This is a genomic window from Geobacter sp. FeAm09 (assembly GCF_008330225.1).
In the GTDB taxonomy this organism is placed as follows: Bacteria; Desulfobacterota; Desulfuromonadia; order Geobacterales; family Pseudopelobacteraceae; genus Oryzomonas.
The window spans coordinates 3,629,499-3,645,960 of the sequence record NZ_CP042466.1; the positions used below are offsets into that span (position 1 = coordinate 3,629,499).

17 protein-coding genes and 1 pseudogene are annotated in these 16,462 nt (G+C 63.5%); 4 read left to right on the forward strand and 14 right to left on the reverse strand.

Annotated features, from left to right (window positions below):
* Positions 1-12: 12 nt before the first annotated feature.
* The 4 genes from nifX to FO488_RS17125 are packed head-to-tail and all read left to right on the forward strand — an operon-like array spanning position 13 to position 1,955.
* Entirely contained in the window at positions 13-399 is a 387-nt protein-coding gene (gene nifX / locus FO488_RS17110; RefSeq protein ID WP_149211664.1) for a nitrogen fixation protein NifX, read from the forward strand.
* A 53-nt stretch (positions 400-452) separates the two neighbouring features.
* Positions 453-716, forward strand: coding sequence for a ferredoxin III, nif-specific (gene fdxB, locus FO488_RS17115; RefSeq protein WP_149211665.1), 264 nt, complete (start codon positions 453-455; stop codon positions 714-716).
* Between the two features lie 59 nt (positions 717-775).
* Complete coding sequence (locus FO488_RS17120; protein ID WP_149211666.1) at positions 776-1,105, forward strand: NifB/NifX family molybdenum-iron cluster-binding protein; 330 nt, start codon at positions 776-778, stop codon at positions 1,103-1,105.
* A 52-nt stretch (positions 1,106-1,157) separates the two neighbouring features.
* Complete coding sequence (locus FO488_RS17125; protein WP_149211667.1) at positions 1,158-1,955, forward strand: NAD(+)--dinitrogen-reductase ADP-D-ribosyltransferase; 798 nt, start codon at positions 1,158-1,160, stop codon at positions 1,953-1,955.
* Here the strand turns inward: FO488_RS17125 and FO488_RS17130 are convergent.
* The 14 genes and pseudogenes from FO488_RS17130 to FO488_RS17190 form a co-directional block, all read right to left on the reverse strand.
* Positions 1,952-2,182 carry a DUF2892 domain-containing protein gene (locus FO488_RS17130; protein ID WP_149211668.1) on the reverse strand — a complete coding sequence of 77 codons (231 nt, stop codon included), beginning with the start codon at positions 2,180-2,182 and terminating at the stop codon, positions 1,952-1,954. The two genes, FO488_RS17125 and FO488_RS17130, sit on opposite strands and share 4 nt — an antisense overlap.
* Positions 2,183-2,345: 163 nt before the next feature.
* A complete protein-coding gene (locus FO488_RS17135) occupies positions 2,346-2,777 on the reverse strand; it encodes a C-GCAxxG-C-C family protein (RefSeq protein WP_149211669.1) in 432 nt (143 codons plus the stop codon).
* Between the two features lie 80 nt (positions 2,778-2,857).
* Entirely contained in the window at positions 2,858-6,076 is a 3,219-nt protein-coding gene (locus FO488_RS17140; RefSeq protein WP_149211670.1) for an efflux RND transporter permease subunit, read from the reverse strand.
* Positions 6,077-6,079: 3 nt separating this feature from the next.
* Positions 6,080-7,195, reverse strand: coding sequence for an efflux RND transporter periplasmic adaptor subunit (locus FO488_RS17145; protein ID WP_149211671.1), 1,116 nt, complete (start codon positions 7,193-7,195; stop codon positions 6,080-6,082).
* The gene (locus FO488_RS17150; protein ID WP_149211672.1) at positions 7,192-8,538 is read right to left on the reverse strand and encodes a TolC family protein; all 1,347 of its coding nucleotides are present in this window, start codon (positions 8,536-8,538) and stop codon (positions 7,192-7,194) included. Before FO488_RS17150 ends, FO488_RS17145 begins: the two co-directional genes overlap by 4 nt.
* Positions 8,539-8,720: 182 nt before the next feature.
* On the reverse strand, positions 8,721-9,308 hold the full coding sequence (gene pal, locus FO488_RS17155; RefSeq protein WP_149211673.1) for a peptidoglycan-associated lipoprotein Pal: 588 nt from the start codon (positions 9,306-9,308) through the stop codon (positions 8,721-8,723).
* 160 nt (positions 9,309-9,468) lie between these two features.
* On the reverse strand, positions 9,469-10,749 hold the full coding sequence (tolB, locus tag FO488_RS20235; RefSeq protein ID WP_240732293.1) for a Tol-Pal system beta propeller repeat protein TolB: 1,281 nt from the start codon (positions 10,747-10,749) through the stop codon (positions 9,469-9,471).
* Positions 10,750-10,824: 75 nt separating this feature from the next.
* A pseudogene (locus FO488_RS20720) lies at positions 10,825-11,535 on the reverse strand (energy transducer TonB); the annotation flags it as partial.
* 1 nt (position 11,536) lies between these two features.
* Positions 11,537-11,950 (reverse strand): protein TolR, encoded by a 414-nt coding sequence (gene tolR / locus FO488_RS17165; RefSeq protein ID WP_149211675.1) that lies wholly within the window; start codon positions 11,948-11,950, stop codon positions 11,537-11,539.
* A 3-nt stretch (positions 11,951-11,953) separates the two neighbouring features.
* Complete coding sequence (tolQ, locus tag FO488_RS17170; RefSeq protein ID WP_149211676.1) at positions 11,954-12,625, reverse strand: protein TolQ; 672 nt, start codon at positions 12,623-12,625, stop codon at positions 11,954-11,956.
* Between the two features lie 83 nt (positions 12,626-12,708).
* Positions 12,709-13,494, reverse strand: a complete 786-nt coding sequence (locus FO488_RS17175; protein ID WP_149211677.1) for a TIGR00282 family metallophosphoesterase — start codon at positions 13,492-13,494, stop codon at positions 12,709-12,711.
* Between the two features lie 76 nt (positions 13,495-13,570).
* The gene (rny, locus tag FO488_RS17180) at positions 13,571-15,118 is read right to left on the reverse strand and encodes a ribonuclease Y (RefSeq protein WP_370514347.1); all 1,548 of its coding nucleotides are present in this window, start codon (positions 15,116-15,118) and stop codon (positions 13,571-13,573) included.
* Positions 15,119-15,153: 35 nt separating this feature from the next.
* Complete coding sequence (locus FO488_RS17185; protein WP_240732028.1) at positions 15,154-15,786, reverse strand: 5-formyltetrahydrofolate cyclo-ligase; 633 nt, start codon at positions 15,784-15,786, stop codon at positions 15,154-15,156.
* Between the two features lie 346 nt (positions 15,787-16,132).
* A complete protein-coding gene (locus FO488_RS17190; protein WP_149211679.1) occupies positions 16,133-16,405 on the reverse strand; it encodes a cell division protein ZapA in 273 nt (90 codons plus the stop codon).
* Positions 16,406-16,462 lie beyond the last annotated feature (57 nt).

A 16,462-nucleotide genomic window follows, 5' to 3' on the forward strand; every position in this document is an offset into this window, starting at 1 on the left:
AAGGAGCAAACCATGAAAATAGCGTTCACCACTTCAACCGGCGAGATGATCGACCAACACTTCGGCCAGTGCCAAAGTTTTCACATCTGGGAGGTCGGCCCGGACGAGGCGGGATTCCTCACGACCATCAGCGCCATCACCACGGCCGAAGACGAGGAAGACCGCATCATGGCCCGGGCCACCGCCATCGCCGACTGCGCCATCGTTTATACCATGCAGATCGGCGGCCCGGCGGCGGCCAAACTGGTCGCCAGGAAGATCCACCCCATGAAGACCGGCGCGGAGGTCAGCCTGAAGGAGACCGTTGAACGGCTTCAGGAAGTGCTGCGCGGCAACCCGCCGCCATGGCTCAGAAAGGCAATGAACAAGGAACAGGCCACCTCGTTCCTGGAAGATTGACCAACCCGCACGGAACAGACGCCACACCACACACCATAACGGAGGAAAGCACCATGTCTTACATCACCGCCCTGACCAAGAACAAGCAGGAATGGACCCCCCAATTCATCAAGTCCATCGACGAAGAGCTCTGTATCGGCTGCGGCCGCTGCTTCAAAGTCTGCGCCCACGACGTCCTGGCCTTCGAGGAACTGGACGAGGACGACTCGGCCAAGATGTTCATGAAGATCGAGAACGACGGCAACTGTATCGGCTGCCAGGCGTGCGGCCGCACCTGTTCCAAGAAGTGCTTTACCTTTGAGCCGATCGCACTGTAGAGGGACGGCCGGGGTCCGGCAGGTGTGAAAAATCTGCCGGATTGCGGCAAGGAGGTGGTATGCTCATCGCGGTCGCATCCAAGGACGGCAAGGAAATCAACCAGCACTTCGGCCATGCCGAGCGTTTTTTGATCTATGACGTGGAGCAGAATGAGGCCAGGCTGGTTGATGAGAAAAAGGTGGAGCGCTACTGCAGCTTCAACCCGGAGAATCCGTTGCGCGGCCACGCCCTGAGAGGGATTGCCGAGGCGCTTACGGGGTGCCGGGCGGTGGTGACGGCCCAGATGGGCGAACACCCCCAGGGTGAACTGGAGAAGCTGGGGATTACCCCCTTCGCGGTATCCGGCCCCATCAAGGCCACGCTGGTGGAACTGGCAAAGGTCCTGTAGCCGAAACCCTGCCCGTTTGGGCGAGCATTCTTTCACAATGAGGTGATAACCTGTGGAAAACGGTTCTTTCAACTACTGCAACCTGCCGCCGTGGGTTATCGCCTCGCGCCACTTCAACGAAAATCCCCAACCGCTGGAGATCCAGGGCGTCAAGGAGGGCAACCGCTTCCTGTTCGAGAAGCTGGCCGCCATCCCCTCCCAGGAGGAGCGCGCCCTGGTCTTCAACGACTTCATGTCGGTCAAATTCCAGCTCCACAACTGGCAGGACCAGGCCACCGACACCGCCCGCAAAAGCATCAAGAACAGTTACCTGCGCTTCCTGCGCGGCTGGATGATGGATTCCAACTCCATCGAGGGGGCGGTGCTCAAACGCTGGGTCGAGAGCCGCATGGGCATCACCCCCACCTTCCACCGCGCCAGGATTTCCGACATCCACAGCGAGGCGTATTTCAACTACTCGGTGGATGTCATGAAGGGAAGCGCCCGCACCAACGCCATCCAGTCCCAACTGGACCTGCTCTACGAATACTGCCAGTTTGAGCTGGCCCGCAAGTACCCGGCAGCCCTCGCCATCCCCCTCTACCGGGGCACCTACGACGCCAATGAACACAGCATCCTGGAGCAGACCGGCAAACGGGAACAGATCGTTCGTCTCAACAACCTGGTTTCCTTCACCTCGGACGAGGAACGGGCCTGGGAGTTCGGTTCCACGGTGTGGCGGGTCCAGGTGCCACTCAGCAAGATCTTCTTTTACAACGACCTGTTGCCCGGCAGCATCATGAAGGGGGAGGGAGAGTACCTCATCATCGGCGGCGAATATCGGGTGCGTCAGGTGATGTGCACGCTCTAATCCCGCGACGGACAGGCCCCCTTGGGAAAGCGCGGCACCCCCAGCTTTCCCAGGAGAGTGAACATCGGGCAGAACTGGGTGAAGCCGGACTGGAACAGGTTGAGGCCGACGAAGCCGGTGAACCAGAGCCAGTAGGGTGAATGGAAATGGGCCAGCAGCAGCGAAACAATGATAAATGATCCCGCGATGATACGGACCACCCTCTCGACGTAATATTCTTCTTTCATGTGTGTTTCTCCTCTGTTTCTCCGGGGGGACACCTTCCCCTCACCCGGCCTTTGGGCACCCTCTCCCCTGGGGAGAGGGCAAAATGTATACCCTTCTCCTTCGGGGAGAAGGTGCCCCGAAGGGGCGGATGAGGGGCGAGGGAGTCATGCCGATTTCGCTTTCTCAACGCCGCGACAGCATCTCCGCTATCTTCCCCGCCACCTCACCCGTCAATACGGGGCAGATGCCCTTGTCGTTGGTGGCGCGGATGGTCTTGCAGCAGGTGGCGCCGTACTTCTCCCTGAACCAGGTATGGAGTTCCCGGGGCAGATGGGTGATCCGCCTCTTGTCCTCCTTCAGCACCAGCCCCAGGGCCACGGTGCCGCCCGACACGGCGCCGCAGATGCAGCCGGAGCCGGAACCGGCACCGAAACCGCTGGCCATCTGCACCACCTCTTCGGGCAGGTCGGGACGGAAATGGTTTCTGACAACCGCCAGCACGGCCTCGGCGCAGTGGTATTTTCCCGAACGGTACAGCGCCTCGGCCTCGCTGCGGCACTGTTCGGTCACTTCCACCCCTTCCGCCGCCGTTTGTTTGTTTTTCGACCAGAACATGCAATCCTCTCTCGGACGTCGATATGCGGATGAACAGGATTAAGGCCCGGTGAAACCGGTTTCTGCTCATCCCTGTTTCATTATACCTCGTGCTGCCCGGTCTTGGTATGCCGTTCCTTCCAGCTCTGCACCAGATAGTACAGGATCGGGATGGTCACCCGCGACAGGGTCGTGGAGGCGATCTCGCCGCACATCATGGCGATGGCCAGCCCCTGGAAGATCGGATCGAAGACGATCACGAAGCTCCCCACCACCACGGCCGCCCCGGTCAGGAGCATGGGGCGGAAGCGTACCGCTCCGGCCTCGATGATCGCCTCGTCCAGAGGCATCCCCTCCCGGCGCTTCATCTCGGCAAAGTCGATCAGGATAATGGAGTTGCGCACGATGATACCGGCCAGGGCGATGAAGCCGATCATGGAGGTGGCGGTGAAGAACGCCCCGAACAGGGCGTGCCCCGGCAGGATGCCGATCAGGGTCAGGGGGATGGGGGCCATGATCACCAGGGGGGTGGTAAAGTCCCTGAACCAGGCCACCACCAGGATGTAGATCAGCACCATCACCGCCCCGAAGGCGATGCCCAGGTCCCGGAAGACCTCATAGGTGATGTGCCATTCACCGTCCCATTTCATGCCCACGTGCTCCTCGCTCCAGGGCTGCCGGGAGGCCAGCACCTGGATCTTTGCGCCATCCGGCGTCGGCAGGGCCGCGATCTCCCTGCGGACCTTGAGGATGGCGTAGACCGGGGCCTCGATCTCGCCGGCCACGTCACCGATCACGTAGACCACATTCTTCAGGTTTTTGCGGTACAGCGTCTCTTCCTCGGCCCCGGTGACGACCCGCACCAGTTGGGAGAGCGGCACGTTGCCCCGGGGACCGGGGAGCTGGATGGACGAGAGGTCGGCCACGGAGCTTCTCTGGGAGACCGGCAGGCGCAGGTTGATGGTGACCGGCTCCTTTGCCCGGGGCAGGTGCAGCAGCCCCACATCCTCCCCGCCCAGGGCGATCTGGAGCGTCCGCGCCACATCCTCCACCGGGATACCGGCCAGGGCCGCCTTCTCCCGGTCGACGGCCAGGGTCACCTTCGGCCGGTCGTCCTCCCGGTACCAGTCCACGTCAACCACCCCGGCGGTCCGGGCCAGGATCGCCTTGACCCTGGCGGCGACCCCCGCACGGGCGGCGTCATCCGGACCGTAGATCTCGGCCACCAGGGTCGAGAGCACCGGTGGGCCGGGGGGGATCTCCGCCACCTTGACCCGCGCCCCGTACCGGTCGGCAATCGTCTTCACAAGGGGGCGGATACGCTTGGCAATGGCATGGGACTGGTCCGTGCGTTCATCCTTGGGCAGCAGGTTCACCTGGATATCGGCCAGGTTCGCACCTTTGCGCAGGTAGTAGTGGCGCACCAGGCCGTTGAAGTTGAAGGGCGCGCTGGTGCCGATGTAGAGCTGGAAATCGCTGACCTCGGGCACACTCCGCAGGGCATCCCCCATCTCGCGGGCAATGCGGGCGGTCTGCTCCAGCGGGGTTCCGTCCGGCGCGTCGATGATCACCTGCAACTCGTTCTTGTTGTCGAAGGGGAGCATCTTGACCGTGACGGCCTTGAACCAGATGAGCGAGCAGGAGAGGAGCAGCAGGACCACCACCCCCGCCAGAAAACCGGAGCGCAGGGTGACGTTGTGGATCAGAGCCCCCATGCCCCTGCGGTAAAAGGCGGTCAGCTTCGAATCCTCGGGTGCCTCGCCGGAACCGAAATGGGACTCCCCCTTCATGAAACGGTAGGCAAAGTAGGGGGTGACGATAAAGGCGATCAGCATGGAGAACAGCATGGCCATGCTGGCCCCCACCGGAATGGGGCGCATGTACGGCCCCATCAGCCCGCCCACGAAACCCATGGGCAGGATCGACGCGATCACCGCGAAGGTGGCCAGCACCGTCGGATTGCCGATCTCGTCCACCGCGCGGACGGCGGCCTCCAGCGGCTTGAGCACCGTGGTGGTGAAGTAGCGGTGGATGTTCTCCACCACCACGATGGCGTCGTCCACCAGGATGCCGATGGAGAAGATCAGGGCGAACAGGGTGATGCGGTTGAGCGTGTAGCCGATCAGGTAGAAGATCAGCATGGTCAGGGCCAACGTGACCGGGATGGCTATGGCGGCCACCGCTCCGGCCCGCCACCCCATGAACAGGGCGATCAGGATCGTGACCGAGAGCGCCGCCAGGAACATGTGGAACAGGAGTTCGTTGTTCTTTTCCCTGGCGGTTTCGCCGTAGTTGCGGGTTACGGTGACCTGCACATCCGAGGGGATCACTTTCCCCTTGAGCGCCTCGACCTTTTTCAGCAGATCCTCGGCCACCCAGGTCGCGTTGGCCCCCTTGCGTTTGGCGATGGAGACGGTCACCGCGGCATAGTCCTGCTTGGGATCGCCGGTCAGGCCCTTGGCACGGGCTCCCGGCCCCAACCCCATGAAAACATAGGTATCCGGGACCTTCGCCCCGTCGGTCACCTGGGCCACGTCGGCCAGATATACCGGCTTGCCGTTGTACACCCCCACCACGAGACGCCTGACCGCGTCGTCGCTCTCCAGGAAATTGCCAGTTTCCACCAGCACCTCCCGATTGCCGCTGGTGAAGGAGCCGGAGGCGAACTCGGCATTGCCCCTGCGCAGGGCCGCCGCCACCTGGAGGGGGGAGAGGCCGTAACCGGCCAGTCGCGGGGCGTCCAGCACGACCCGCACCTGGCGCGTCAGCCCCCCCTTGATCTCGGTTTCGGCGGCATTCTCCCCCTTCCTCAGGTCGTCGCAGACCTCCCGGGCCAGGGTGCGGAGGGTGGCGTGATCGTAGCGCGAAGACCAGAGGGTCAGGGTCATGATGGGGACGTCGTCGATGGATTTCGGCACCACCAGCGGCTCGCCGGCCCCCGGGGGGAGGATGCCGCGGTTGCTCATGACCTTGTTGTAGAGCTTGACCAGCGACTCTTCCATGGGCTGCCCCACCAGGAAGCGCACCGTAACGATCCCCATACCGGGGCGGCTCATGGAATAGAGGTATTCGACCCCCTTGATCTCCCAGAGTTTGCCTTCGAAGGGCTTCACCACCCGCTCCTGCACCTCCTGGGGAGAGGAGCCGGGGAGAGGGAGATAGATATCCACCATGGGCACGACGATCTGGGGCTCTTCCTCCCGGGGGGTCATCTTGACCGCAAAGACGCCCAGAAGGAGCGAGGCCGCAACGATCAGCGGCGTCAGTTTGGAGTCGATGAAGGCGTGGGCGATTTTTCCGGCAAAACCGAGGCGTTCCATGAGCTATTCCACCTTCGCCCCTTCGCTGACCTTCTCCACCCCGGAGAGCACCACCCGCTCGCCGTCGGCAAGGCCGGAGACGATCTCCACCTTGCCGCCGACGGCTTTGCCGGTCTTCACCAGCCGCATGCGGGCGATATTCCCCTGTTCCACCACCCACACGGAGGTCAGGGCTCCGTGCTCCACGACGGCGCGTTCCGGGAGCAGGATAGCGTTGGCCCCGCTGCCCAGGCCGATGGCGGCGCGCCCGAACATGCCCGTTGTCACCCCTTGCCGGTCCAGGGGGACCTTGGCGACGAACGTACGGCTCTGGGGATCGGCAGCCGGGACGATCTCGGCGATCCTGGCGCTGAAGGTCGCCTTCAGGGCATCCAGGGTGACCTGCACCGGCGTCCCGGCCTTGGCCCGGGCCGCCAGCGATTCCGGCAGGGCCAGTTCCAGGAGATAGCTCCCCTGGTCGTCGATGGTCATGAGCGGCTGACCCGGGAACACGGTGGACCCCTGGTCAACCTGCTTGGCCGTGACCACCCCGGAGAGCGGCGCGACGATGCGTGCGTAATCGGCCATGCGGGAGGCGGCCCGCGCCCCCTCCCGGGCTTGCCGGTAGCGGGCCAGGGCCCGGGCCACGCCCTGGGCGGCCACCTCCCGCTCGGTCTGTTTGGTATCGAACTCCTGGCGGGTGATGGCCTGTTCCCGGTAGAGGCGCTGATAGCGCTCGAAGGTCACGTCGGCCAGCCGCTTGCGGGCCTCGGCCTCGTCCAGCGCGCGCTGCGCCTCGTCGCTCCCCGCCGCGGCTGCGGCCCCGGCCGCCCCGGTTTCCTGGGCATCCAGGCGGGCCAGAAGCTGCCCCTTCCTGACCCGTTCCCCTTCCCGCACCTTCAGCAGGGTGACGGTGCCGGGGATACGGGCCAAAACCACGGCGCTGGTGCGGGCTCTCACGGTACCCACCACCTCCGCGAGATCCGGCACGGCAACGGCTTTCACCACTTCCACCTGAACCCCCGTGACCACCGGCGCCGGCGGATTTCCCCCGCGCCCGGCTTCATGCCCTTTTTCGCCGCAACCGGCAAGGAGCGGCAACCACAGGGGGACGGCGAGCAGCAACAACGACCTCGTCATTTCATGATCTCCTTCAAAAATGTTCCGGCGGCATGATACACCCGCCCACCGGCCAGGGCATACTCCGCCTCGCTCTCAGCCAGATTGGAGCGGACCTGGTTGAGGGCGCTCTGGGCATCCAGCACCTCGACCATGGTGGTCAGGGAATTTTCGAAACGCCGCGTCAGCAGGCGCACCGTTTCCTCGGCATCCCGCAGGGCGTGGCGGGCCACCTCAAGCCGCTTGCCCATCTCCTCCCGCCGTAGGCGGGTCTCCTGCACCTGGAGGGCGATATCCCTGCGCGACTGCTCCAACTGCTCGGCAACGGCCGAACGTTCGGCGACGGCCCGGTCCCGGTCCCGATCGCGGCGAAAGCCGTCGAAGAGCTGCCAGGTGAGGCTCGCCCCGGCCGTCCAGGCGTCGTTATCGGCGCCCAGGGGGGTATCCTTGGCGTTCATCCGGTACGAGGCGAACGCCCCCACCTCGGGTAGATAGGCGCTGCGGGCCAGCTTGAGGGCCGCCTCGGATTTCCCCAGTTCGGCGTGGTACTGCCGCAGCTCGCTGCGGTGTTCCAGGGCAGCGGCCACCAGGTCCCCGGAGGGGGGCGGCAGGACGACGGCGTGCGCCTGCTCCGGGATATCCACCTCCTCACCGTTTTTGAGGCCGACCACGGCGGCCAGGCGCAGCTTGGCCAGTTCCAGGTCATTGCGCGCGGCGATCAGGTGCTGCTCCACGCCGGCCAGGTGCGTCCTGGCGCGCAGTTCGTCGGAAAGCAGCCCGACCCCCGCATCACGGCGCACCGCTGCCAGCCGCAGGTTTTCACGGGCATCACCGATGGCCTGGCCGGCAGCCCCGAGCTGGGCACGCGCCTTCTGCACATCGAGATAACGGCTGAACACCTGGAAGGCGGTCTCCTGCCGGGCTGCTTCCAGCCCCAGGTCCTGTTTCTCGGACTCCCGGACGGCCAGCTCCCGGAGCGGGGCGATGGAGGGACGGTAGAGCGGCAGGCTGACCGTCAGGGCGGTTTTGAAATCGTGCGTGGTGGCGGGATGGTTGAGATTGCTGGTGAGGAAATCGTTCTGGGTGAAGCGCGCCTCGTCAAGCTTCATCATGAAGACCTGGGTCGGGGCATTGGAGGCGGCAAGGGTTTCCTCGAAGGCGAGAGTGGGGTAATAATACGATTTCGCGATGGCGACCCCCTGGCGGGCCGCAGCGGCGCGATAGCCGGCGGCCTTGACCAGATGGTTGTTCTCCAGGGCCCTGCCGATGGCCTCTTTCAGGGTCAGCTGCTGCACCGGGGACGCAGCGCCTGCCTGCCCCGCCGTCACCGCAACCAGTATGAGAATCACGAACGCCTGTTTCACCCTAAGCTCCCTGGAATAAGATAATATATGAAAAACAATATATATTATCTTTACGAAAAGTCAAGGGGAACGTCGAGGAAAATTCCTGTCTCTACGTGGGGGCACCCAAAAATAAATACGCCGGGATGCGGTCAGCATTCCGGCGTATCTCATTTCGGCCGCAGATGAAGTATGCGACGAACCTATTGCACGATAACGAACTCGTCCCGTCTGTTTTTGGCCCAGGCCGCTTCATCATGGCCGTCCACAGCCGGTTTTTCCTTGCCGTAGCTGATGATGGAAAGCCGGTCGGCGGCAACGCCCAGGGTGATCAGGTAGTGCAGGGCCGACTTGGCACGGCGCTCGCCCAGGGCCAGGTTGTATTCGGCCGAACCGCGCTCGTCGCAATGACCCGCGATCTGAACCTTGACGCCGGGCTTGCTTTTCAGCAGGATCTCGGCGTTTTTGCTGAGCACGTCCCGGGCATCCTGGCGCAGGTCAGATTTGTCGAAATCAAAATAGACGCTTTCGAAAGCAGTTTCCACGGCCGGGGCGGCGGCAGCCGGCGCTTCAGCCTGCTTGATCGGTTCGGCGGCGGGGGCAGGCTGCTCGGGCTGGACCGGCGGGGCCGGCTGGGGGGCGACTTCCGGCTTGGCGACCTCCGGGGCCTTGGGCTGCTCGGCCTTGACCACCGGTTCCTCACTCTTCACGACTTCCTTGCTTGCGCAGCCGCCGGCCAGTAAAGCCGCCAGACTAAGCGCTGCCAGTACTGCCATGGTCCCTCGTTTCATAACAATTCTCCTTTATCCTGGATTGAGTGCGCTCTGGTGCCCGATTCTCCGAATGTAAACAAATTATACAGCAGCCCGAAAGATTTGCAATTGCAAATAAGGAATAATTTCACACCTGTTGGTGAGGGCGGCGCAGCGGGCGCCCGGCCATAACGACCCGTCAGCGGGGCGACCAGGCCGGTTGGCTTGCGTTCCCCTTCCCCTGGCCGACCCTGACCTGGCCGCTGCCGTCGGCACGCATGACATAGATCCCGTCCGGACCGCCCCGTTTCGAACTGAAGGCGATGAAACGGCCGTCCGGCGACCAGGCGGGATTCTCGTTGCTGCCCGTGGTGGTCAGTTGGGTGTCGCCGCTGCCGTCGACGTTGATGGCATAGATGTGGAACGTCCCCCCCTGCATGCGGGCATAGGCGATCCGGTCCCCCTTGGGGGACCAGCGGGGGTTGACGTTATACCCGCCGGCGGTGGTCAACCGGCGCACATTGCCGCCGTTGGCGTCCATCACGAAGATCTGCGGCTTGCCCAACCGGTCCGAGACAAAGGCGATGCGCTTGCCGTCCGGCGACCAGACCGGCGAGACCTCGATGGCCGGGTTGACGGTCAGGCGCACCGGGTTGCTGCCGTCCCGGGCAATGGTGTAGATCTCGGCGTTGCCGTCCTTGCTGAGGGCGAGGGCGATCTTCGTGCCGTCCGGCGCCCAGGCGCCGGTGATGTTGAGCCCCTTGTGGCGCGACAGGGGGATCTCCGCCGTGCTTGACAGGGCCCGCTTGTACAGGTCCGGATTGCCCCGTTTATACGAGGTGAAGAGGATCTCCCGCCCGTCGGGCGAAAAGTCGGGGTTGAGGTTGATGGAGCCGTTTCTGGTCAAGGGGAGCAGGTTGTGCCCGTCCCAGTCCATGATGGCGACCTCCTTGTTGCCGTACTGGGTCGAGATGAAGGCGATGTGGGTCGTAAAGGGGCCCCGCTCGCCGGTCATCTGCAGCAGCACCTCGTCGCAGAAGGAGTGGGCGAAGCGGCGCAAATCCTTGTTTTTTCCCAGGTAGCGCTTGGCGGTCATCATCTTGTTGTTGAGGGCGTCGTACAGGCGGAACTCCACCGTGAGGTTGTCGCCGGTGATGGCGTATTCGCCGCGTATCAGGAGGTCGAACCCCGCCGCCAGCCACGGGGCGAAGTCGGTCGCCCCGAACATGAGGCCGCCGGCAAGCGGCAGCGGCTCCCTGACCTCGGCAGTGGCCAGGCCCGACAGGTTCATGTCGAAGGCGATCACGTCGGCCATCTCCCTGGCGGCGGTCGTGTTCGCCCCGGCGTTGTTCGCATGGGGGAGTTCGACGGCCAGCTTGAGCTGGCGGTTGCCCGGCGCGGTTACCTCGATATAACCGGGCTGGGCATGGAGGGCGGTCGGCAGGACAAGCATCAGCATCAGGGTCAACAACAGTCTCATGGCTACCTCGTTACTGCTTGGTGCGGGAAATGCCCTTGGGCTTGAAGACGAACGTCCCTCGAACCCTTTGCGGTTGGGCGGCGGCACGAGTTTGTCGCCGGCCTTTTCCACCGCCCGCAGCACCGACAGCTCAAAGGTCCGGTCGCCGCTGCTCTTCTCGATCTTCTGCCGGGTCACCTTGCCGTCGGCGTCGATATAGAGGTGCACGATGACCTCGGGATTTTTGCTGGTATAGGAGATGGTCTGGTAGAAGGCGTCCTTGAGGCGCGATTGAACGTAGGCGGTATAATCGCTGCCGGCCTCGCTGCCGCTCCCGGCCGGCATCCCGGCCCTGCCGCTGCCGGCCGTCTTGAGTTTTTTGCGGAGCCGCTCCAGGGCGGCCTCCTGCTGCTGGGACTCGGCCTTGCTCTCAAGCTTCGCCATCTTTTCGGCGAAGGCCGCATCGCTCGTGGTATCCCGTGGTTCGTTCTTTTCCGCTTTGCCGGTCGGTGCGGTGCGCGCCTTGGTGCCCGGGTGCGGGGGGGTCGGCATGCTCAAGGGGGTTTCGGGGGTTGGGGGCGGGGGGGGCGCTTCGGCATCGCTCCCCTTCTGGGTCGGGCTGCCGGCCCGGGGGTTGGCGACCGGCAGGTTGACCACATCGACGTAATAGGTCTCCTGCACGGTTGTCGTGGGGGGAAAAAGCTGCCCCCACCACAGCAGCAACAAAAAAACCGCCAGATGAATGACGGCGGAAATACCGAAACTAACGCCCATGCCGGCGTCATGTGTGTCCAGCTTTGTGCTCATCTTATTTCGGAGCCGGCTCCGTCACCATGCCGAGCCGCTCGATGCCGGCCCCCTTGATATCGGCCATGATCCTGACGACCTCGCCATAGGGAACGCCGGCATCGGCCTTGAGGAACACCTCTTTCTTGGTCCGCGATTCGAACATGGCGGTCAGTTTGGCGCGCAGGTCCCCTGCCGGGGTTTCCTCCTTGTTGATGAAGACCTTGTTGTTCCTGTCGACGGTGACCACCACCGTCTCCTCCGCCGGGTTCATGGCCTTGGTATCGGCCTTGGGCAGGTTGACCTGCACCCCCTGCTGCATCATCGGCGCGGTTACCATGAAGATGACCAGGAGCACCAGCATGACGTCCACCAGCGGCGTGACGTTTATCTCCGCCATGGCGCTCCTGTTGCCGTTTTGTCCGCCCATTGCCATGGCTTATTTCCCCGCGACGTTGCGCTGCACGATATTGAGGAACTCCGTGGAAAAGCTGTCCATCTCGTTGATCAGCACCCGGATCTTGTGCTGGAAATGGTTGTAGGCCATGACGGCCGGGATGGCGGCCACCAGGCCGATGGCGGTGGCGATCAGCGCCTCGGCGATGCCGGGGGCGACCACGGCCAGCGAGGCGGAACCGGTCTTGCCGATCCCCTCAAAGGCGGTCATGATGCCCCATACCGTCCCGAACAGACCGATGAACGGCGATGTGGAGCCGGTGGTCGCCAGGAAGGTGGTGTATTTCTCGAGGCGGGTTATCTCCGAGTTGGTGGCGCGGCGCAGGGCGCGGGAGACGTTCTCGATGCCGCCCAGGTCGGTGCTGAGGATGCTGGTGTCGGTCTTGCCGCTCCCCTCGACGAACTTGCCCAACTCGCCGTACCCCTCGTTGAACAGCACCGTCAGCGGCGAACCGGCGAAGCGGTCCACCTGGGAGGCGATGGCGTCGAACCGCTTGGATTTCCAGAAAAAGTCCATGAAGCGTTCCGAATCGCTGTTGGCCTTGTAGATCTGGAAGAACTTGAACATGATGATGGTCCACGACAGGACCGAGAAGGCGATGAGAATGAGCAGGACAATCCTGACGACGAGACCGGTACCGATCAAAAGGCCCACAGGGAGCACCTCCGAGTAAATAAAGGTTTGGCTAAAAACTAGCCCGTTCACTGGGCCAAGTCAAGCCCAAATCATCAAAATGCTCAACAACTCAGGGCAATGCGCTCTATGCTGAGCGCCCTGCCGCTTTGGGCGTCAACCCCGACCAGCACCCCGTTCAGGCGGATATCTTTTTTGGGGATTTCGAACTTTGCCGGCAGTTGGGTGAGGAACTTGCGGATGGCCTCTTCCTTGCCGATGCCGATCACGGAATCGAAGCTGCCGGTCATGCCGGCGTCGGTCAGGTAGGCCGTCCCCTGGGGCAGGATGCGCTCGTCGGCGGTCTGCACATGGGTGTGGGTGCCCACGACGGCGCTGACCCGGCCGTCGAGATACCACCCCAGGGCCGATTTCTCCGAGGTGGCCTCGGCATGGAAATCGACGAAGATGAGCGGGGTCTCCTGCCGCAGTAGTTCGATCTCCCGGTCGGCCGTGCGGAAAGGGCATTCCAGGTTTTTCATGTAGACCCGCCCCTCCAGGTTGAGCACCCCGACCTTGACGCCTCCCGGGGTGGTGACGACGACGCTGCCGGCGCCGGGCACCCCCTCGGCGTAGTTGGCGGGGCGGACGATGCGCCGGTCGGCCAGCACGAGCGGGACCTGCTCCTTCTTGTCCCAGATATGGTTGCCGCTGGTAAGGCAGTGCACGCCGGTGTCGAACAGCTCCTTGGCCGTCTCGGTGGTCAGGCCGAAACCGCCGGCCGCGTTTTCGCCGTTGGCGATGATCAGATCCACCGCGTGCCGGTCAACCAGGCGGTGCAGTTCGCGGGAGAGGGCCTGGCGCCCCGGCTTGCCGATGATGTCGCCGATGAAGAGGATTTTGATGCTCATTGAACGCTTTCTCTACACCCCCCTCCCAGGGGGAGGGGGGTGCACGGGGATGTGGGGAAGGACGGAGGACGAACGATCAGCGGGCGAACTCCACGGCGCGCGTCTCGCGGATCACGTTCACCTTGATCTGGCCCGGATAGGTCATCTCGGCCTCGATCTTCTTGGCGATGTCCCGGGCCATGATCAGCGACTGCTCGTCGCTCACCTGCTCGCTGGCCACCATCACGCGGATCTCCCGGCCGGCCTGGATGGCGAAGGAGGAACTGACGCCGCTGAAGGAGGTGGCGATACGCTCCAGGTCTTCCAGGCGTTTGACGTAGGTCTCCATCATCTCGCGCCGGGCCCCGGGGCGCGCTCCGGAGAGGGCGTCGGCCGCCTGGACCAGCACCGCCAGCACGGTGGCCGGTTTCTCGTCCTCGTGGTGGGCCATGATGGCATGCACGATCTTCGGAGATTCACCGTATTTCCTGGCCAATTCGGCCCCGATCACGGCATGGGACCCCTCCACCTCGTGGTCGACCGCCTTGCCCAGGTCGTGCAACAGGCCGGCACGCTTGGCCTGCTTGACGTTGACCCCCAGTTCGGCCGCCATGATGCCGCAGAGAAACGCCACTTCCAGCGAATGCTGGTAGACGTTCTGGGTGTAGGAGGTGCGGTATTTGAGGCGCCCGATCAGCTTGAGCACCTCGGGGTGGATGCCGTGGACCCCCAGGTCGAAGGCCGCCTGCTCGCCCGCTTCCTTGATGGAGAGCTCCACCTCCTCGGTGGACTTGGCCACCACCTCTTCGATGCGGCCCGGGTGGATGCGGCCGTCGCCGATCAGCTTCTCCAGGGAGAGGCGGGCCACCTCGCGGCGGACCGGGTTGAAACCGGACAGGATGACCGCCTCGGGGGTGTCGTCGATGATCAGGTCGATGCCGGTAGCCGCCTCCAGGGCGCGGATATTGCGCCCCTCGCGGCCGATGATGCGCCCCTTCATCTCGTCGGAGGGGAGCGGCACCACCGATACCGTCCGCTCCGCCACGTATTCGCCGGCATACCGCTGGATGGCCAGGGCCATGATCTCCTTGGCCTTCTTGTCCGCAGTCTCCCGGGCTTCCTCTTCGATGATCTTGATGAGCTTGGCCGCATCATGCTTGGCCTCGCTCTCCATGGTGTTCATCAGTTCCTTTTTCGCCTCGCCGGCCGTCATGCCCGAAATCTGCTCCAGCTTGGCCATCTGGGCGCCGACGGCGTTCTTCAGTTCATCTTCACGCTCGGCAAGGGACTGTTCCTTGGCGGAATTGAGCTGTTCCTTCTTCAGGATATCCAGCTCTTTCTGATCAAAAAGGGCGACCTTCTTGTCCAGGTTTTCTTCCTTCTGCACCAAACGCTTTTCGAGATTCTGGAGGTCACGCTTCTTCTCCCGCATCTCGCGCTCGTACTCTTCCTTGGCCTCGATGGCCGCGTTCTTCGATTTGAGCTCGGCTTCCTTGGTGATGGTCTCGGACTCGCGCCGGGCATCCTCGATGACCTTGGTCGCCAGGTCCTCCGCCTGCCGGACGATGGCGTCCGCATCCTTCTTGCTGAACCTGCTGCCGGCGAAATACGCACCGGCGGCCACCACCAGGAGGGCGGCAACCATCCAGATACTCACTTCCATATCAATAACCTCCTCTATCAGGCCGTTGCAGCGCTACGCGGGGTCCTATCCCCTCTCCCCGCTCCGGGCGCGCCGGCCTGTTTTTTAATCCGGAACACCGACATGGCTCCGGTTACTTCCGCAGTGGACGACCCGCCGATCGCTGACGATGATCTCCATCCGTATATCGTGCCCTTCAGCCGGGATCGCCCCCCGACAATCTGAAAATCATGGCACAGTCCCACCAGGTGGGCCGTGCGCCCCGGATGCCGCAGGAAGCGGTCGTAAAACCCCTTGCCGTAGCCGATGCGATGCCCGTTCAGGTCAAAGGCGACCCCCGGCACTACGATCAGGTCCGGCTCGTCGGCATGGTGATCGACGCCGGTGGGGCACGGTTCAAGGATGCCGAAACTGCCCTGTTCGAGGCTTGCCAGCCCCTCCACCTGACGGAACACCATGTGCTCCCCGCAGACGGCCGGGTACAACACCCGCTTCCCGGCCCTGAAGGCGGCCGCCACGATCTCGGCGGTGTCGGTTTCGTTGTGGGCCGGGGCGTAGAGGGCAATGCACTCCGCCCGGGAGTATTCTTCAAGGCCGAGCAGATTCTGCTGGGCCAGCAGGCTGGAGGCGCGCCATGCATCCAGGCCGAGTGCCTGACGCTGGGCCAACATCTGCTGTCGTAGTGACCGCTTGGGCATACCGTCGATTCCACGCGAAAAATCGTTCAAAAGCAGACAAGTAGAGAGTGCCCGGAGGAAGAGGGTCCCGGGAAGGTCGATCAGGGAGGGTGAAAGGGGGAATGGCTCGTGAGTGCCGCAGAATTTGGTTGGGCGCTGTTTTTCTTCTCGGGAGCGATTCCTTCCTTTCGTCGTTGAATATATTCTGCGGTGTCAGGTTATCAGCAGGCGGTGGCCAGCGGCGCCACACCTACCGGGACTGATTTGTGATGCTGGTGCGAATATATGATCAAGTCTCCCTTACGAGACCTTGTACGTGCCGCCGGATACCCCGGCCACATCACGCTTTTTCCAATTTTTCCATCAGCCGCCGCAGCGCGGCATCCATCGGGCCGCCCCGCCCTGCGGAACCGCGCAGTTCCAGCAGTTCCTCGCTGATGTTGAGCAACGCCAGCATGAGCACCAATTGGGCATCGCCGTTCTTGAGGGCGCCGCCGATCTCGTGCAGCCTGGCATTGACAAACGATTCCACCGCCTGGACCTTTTCGGCGGGAGCCGAGCTCCTGACCGAAAGCTCCCGGCCAAGCACCGTCACCAGATGGGTCGTCTTCATAGGGCTTCACCGGTACCTGTCATGTCTGCCGCTGTCCCGGCACATCGGCCTTCCCGG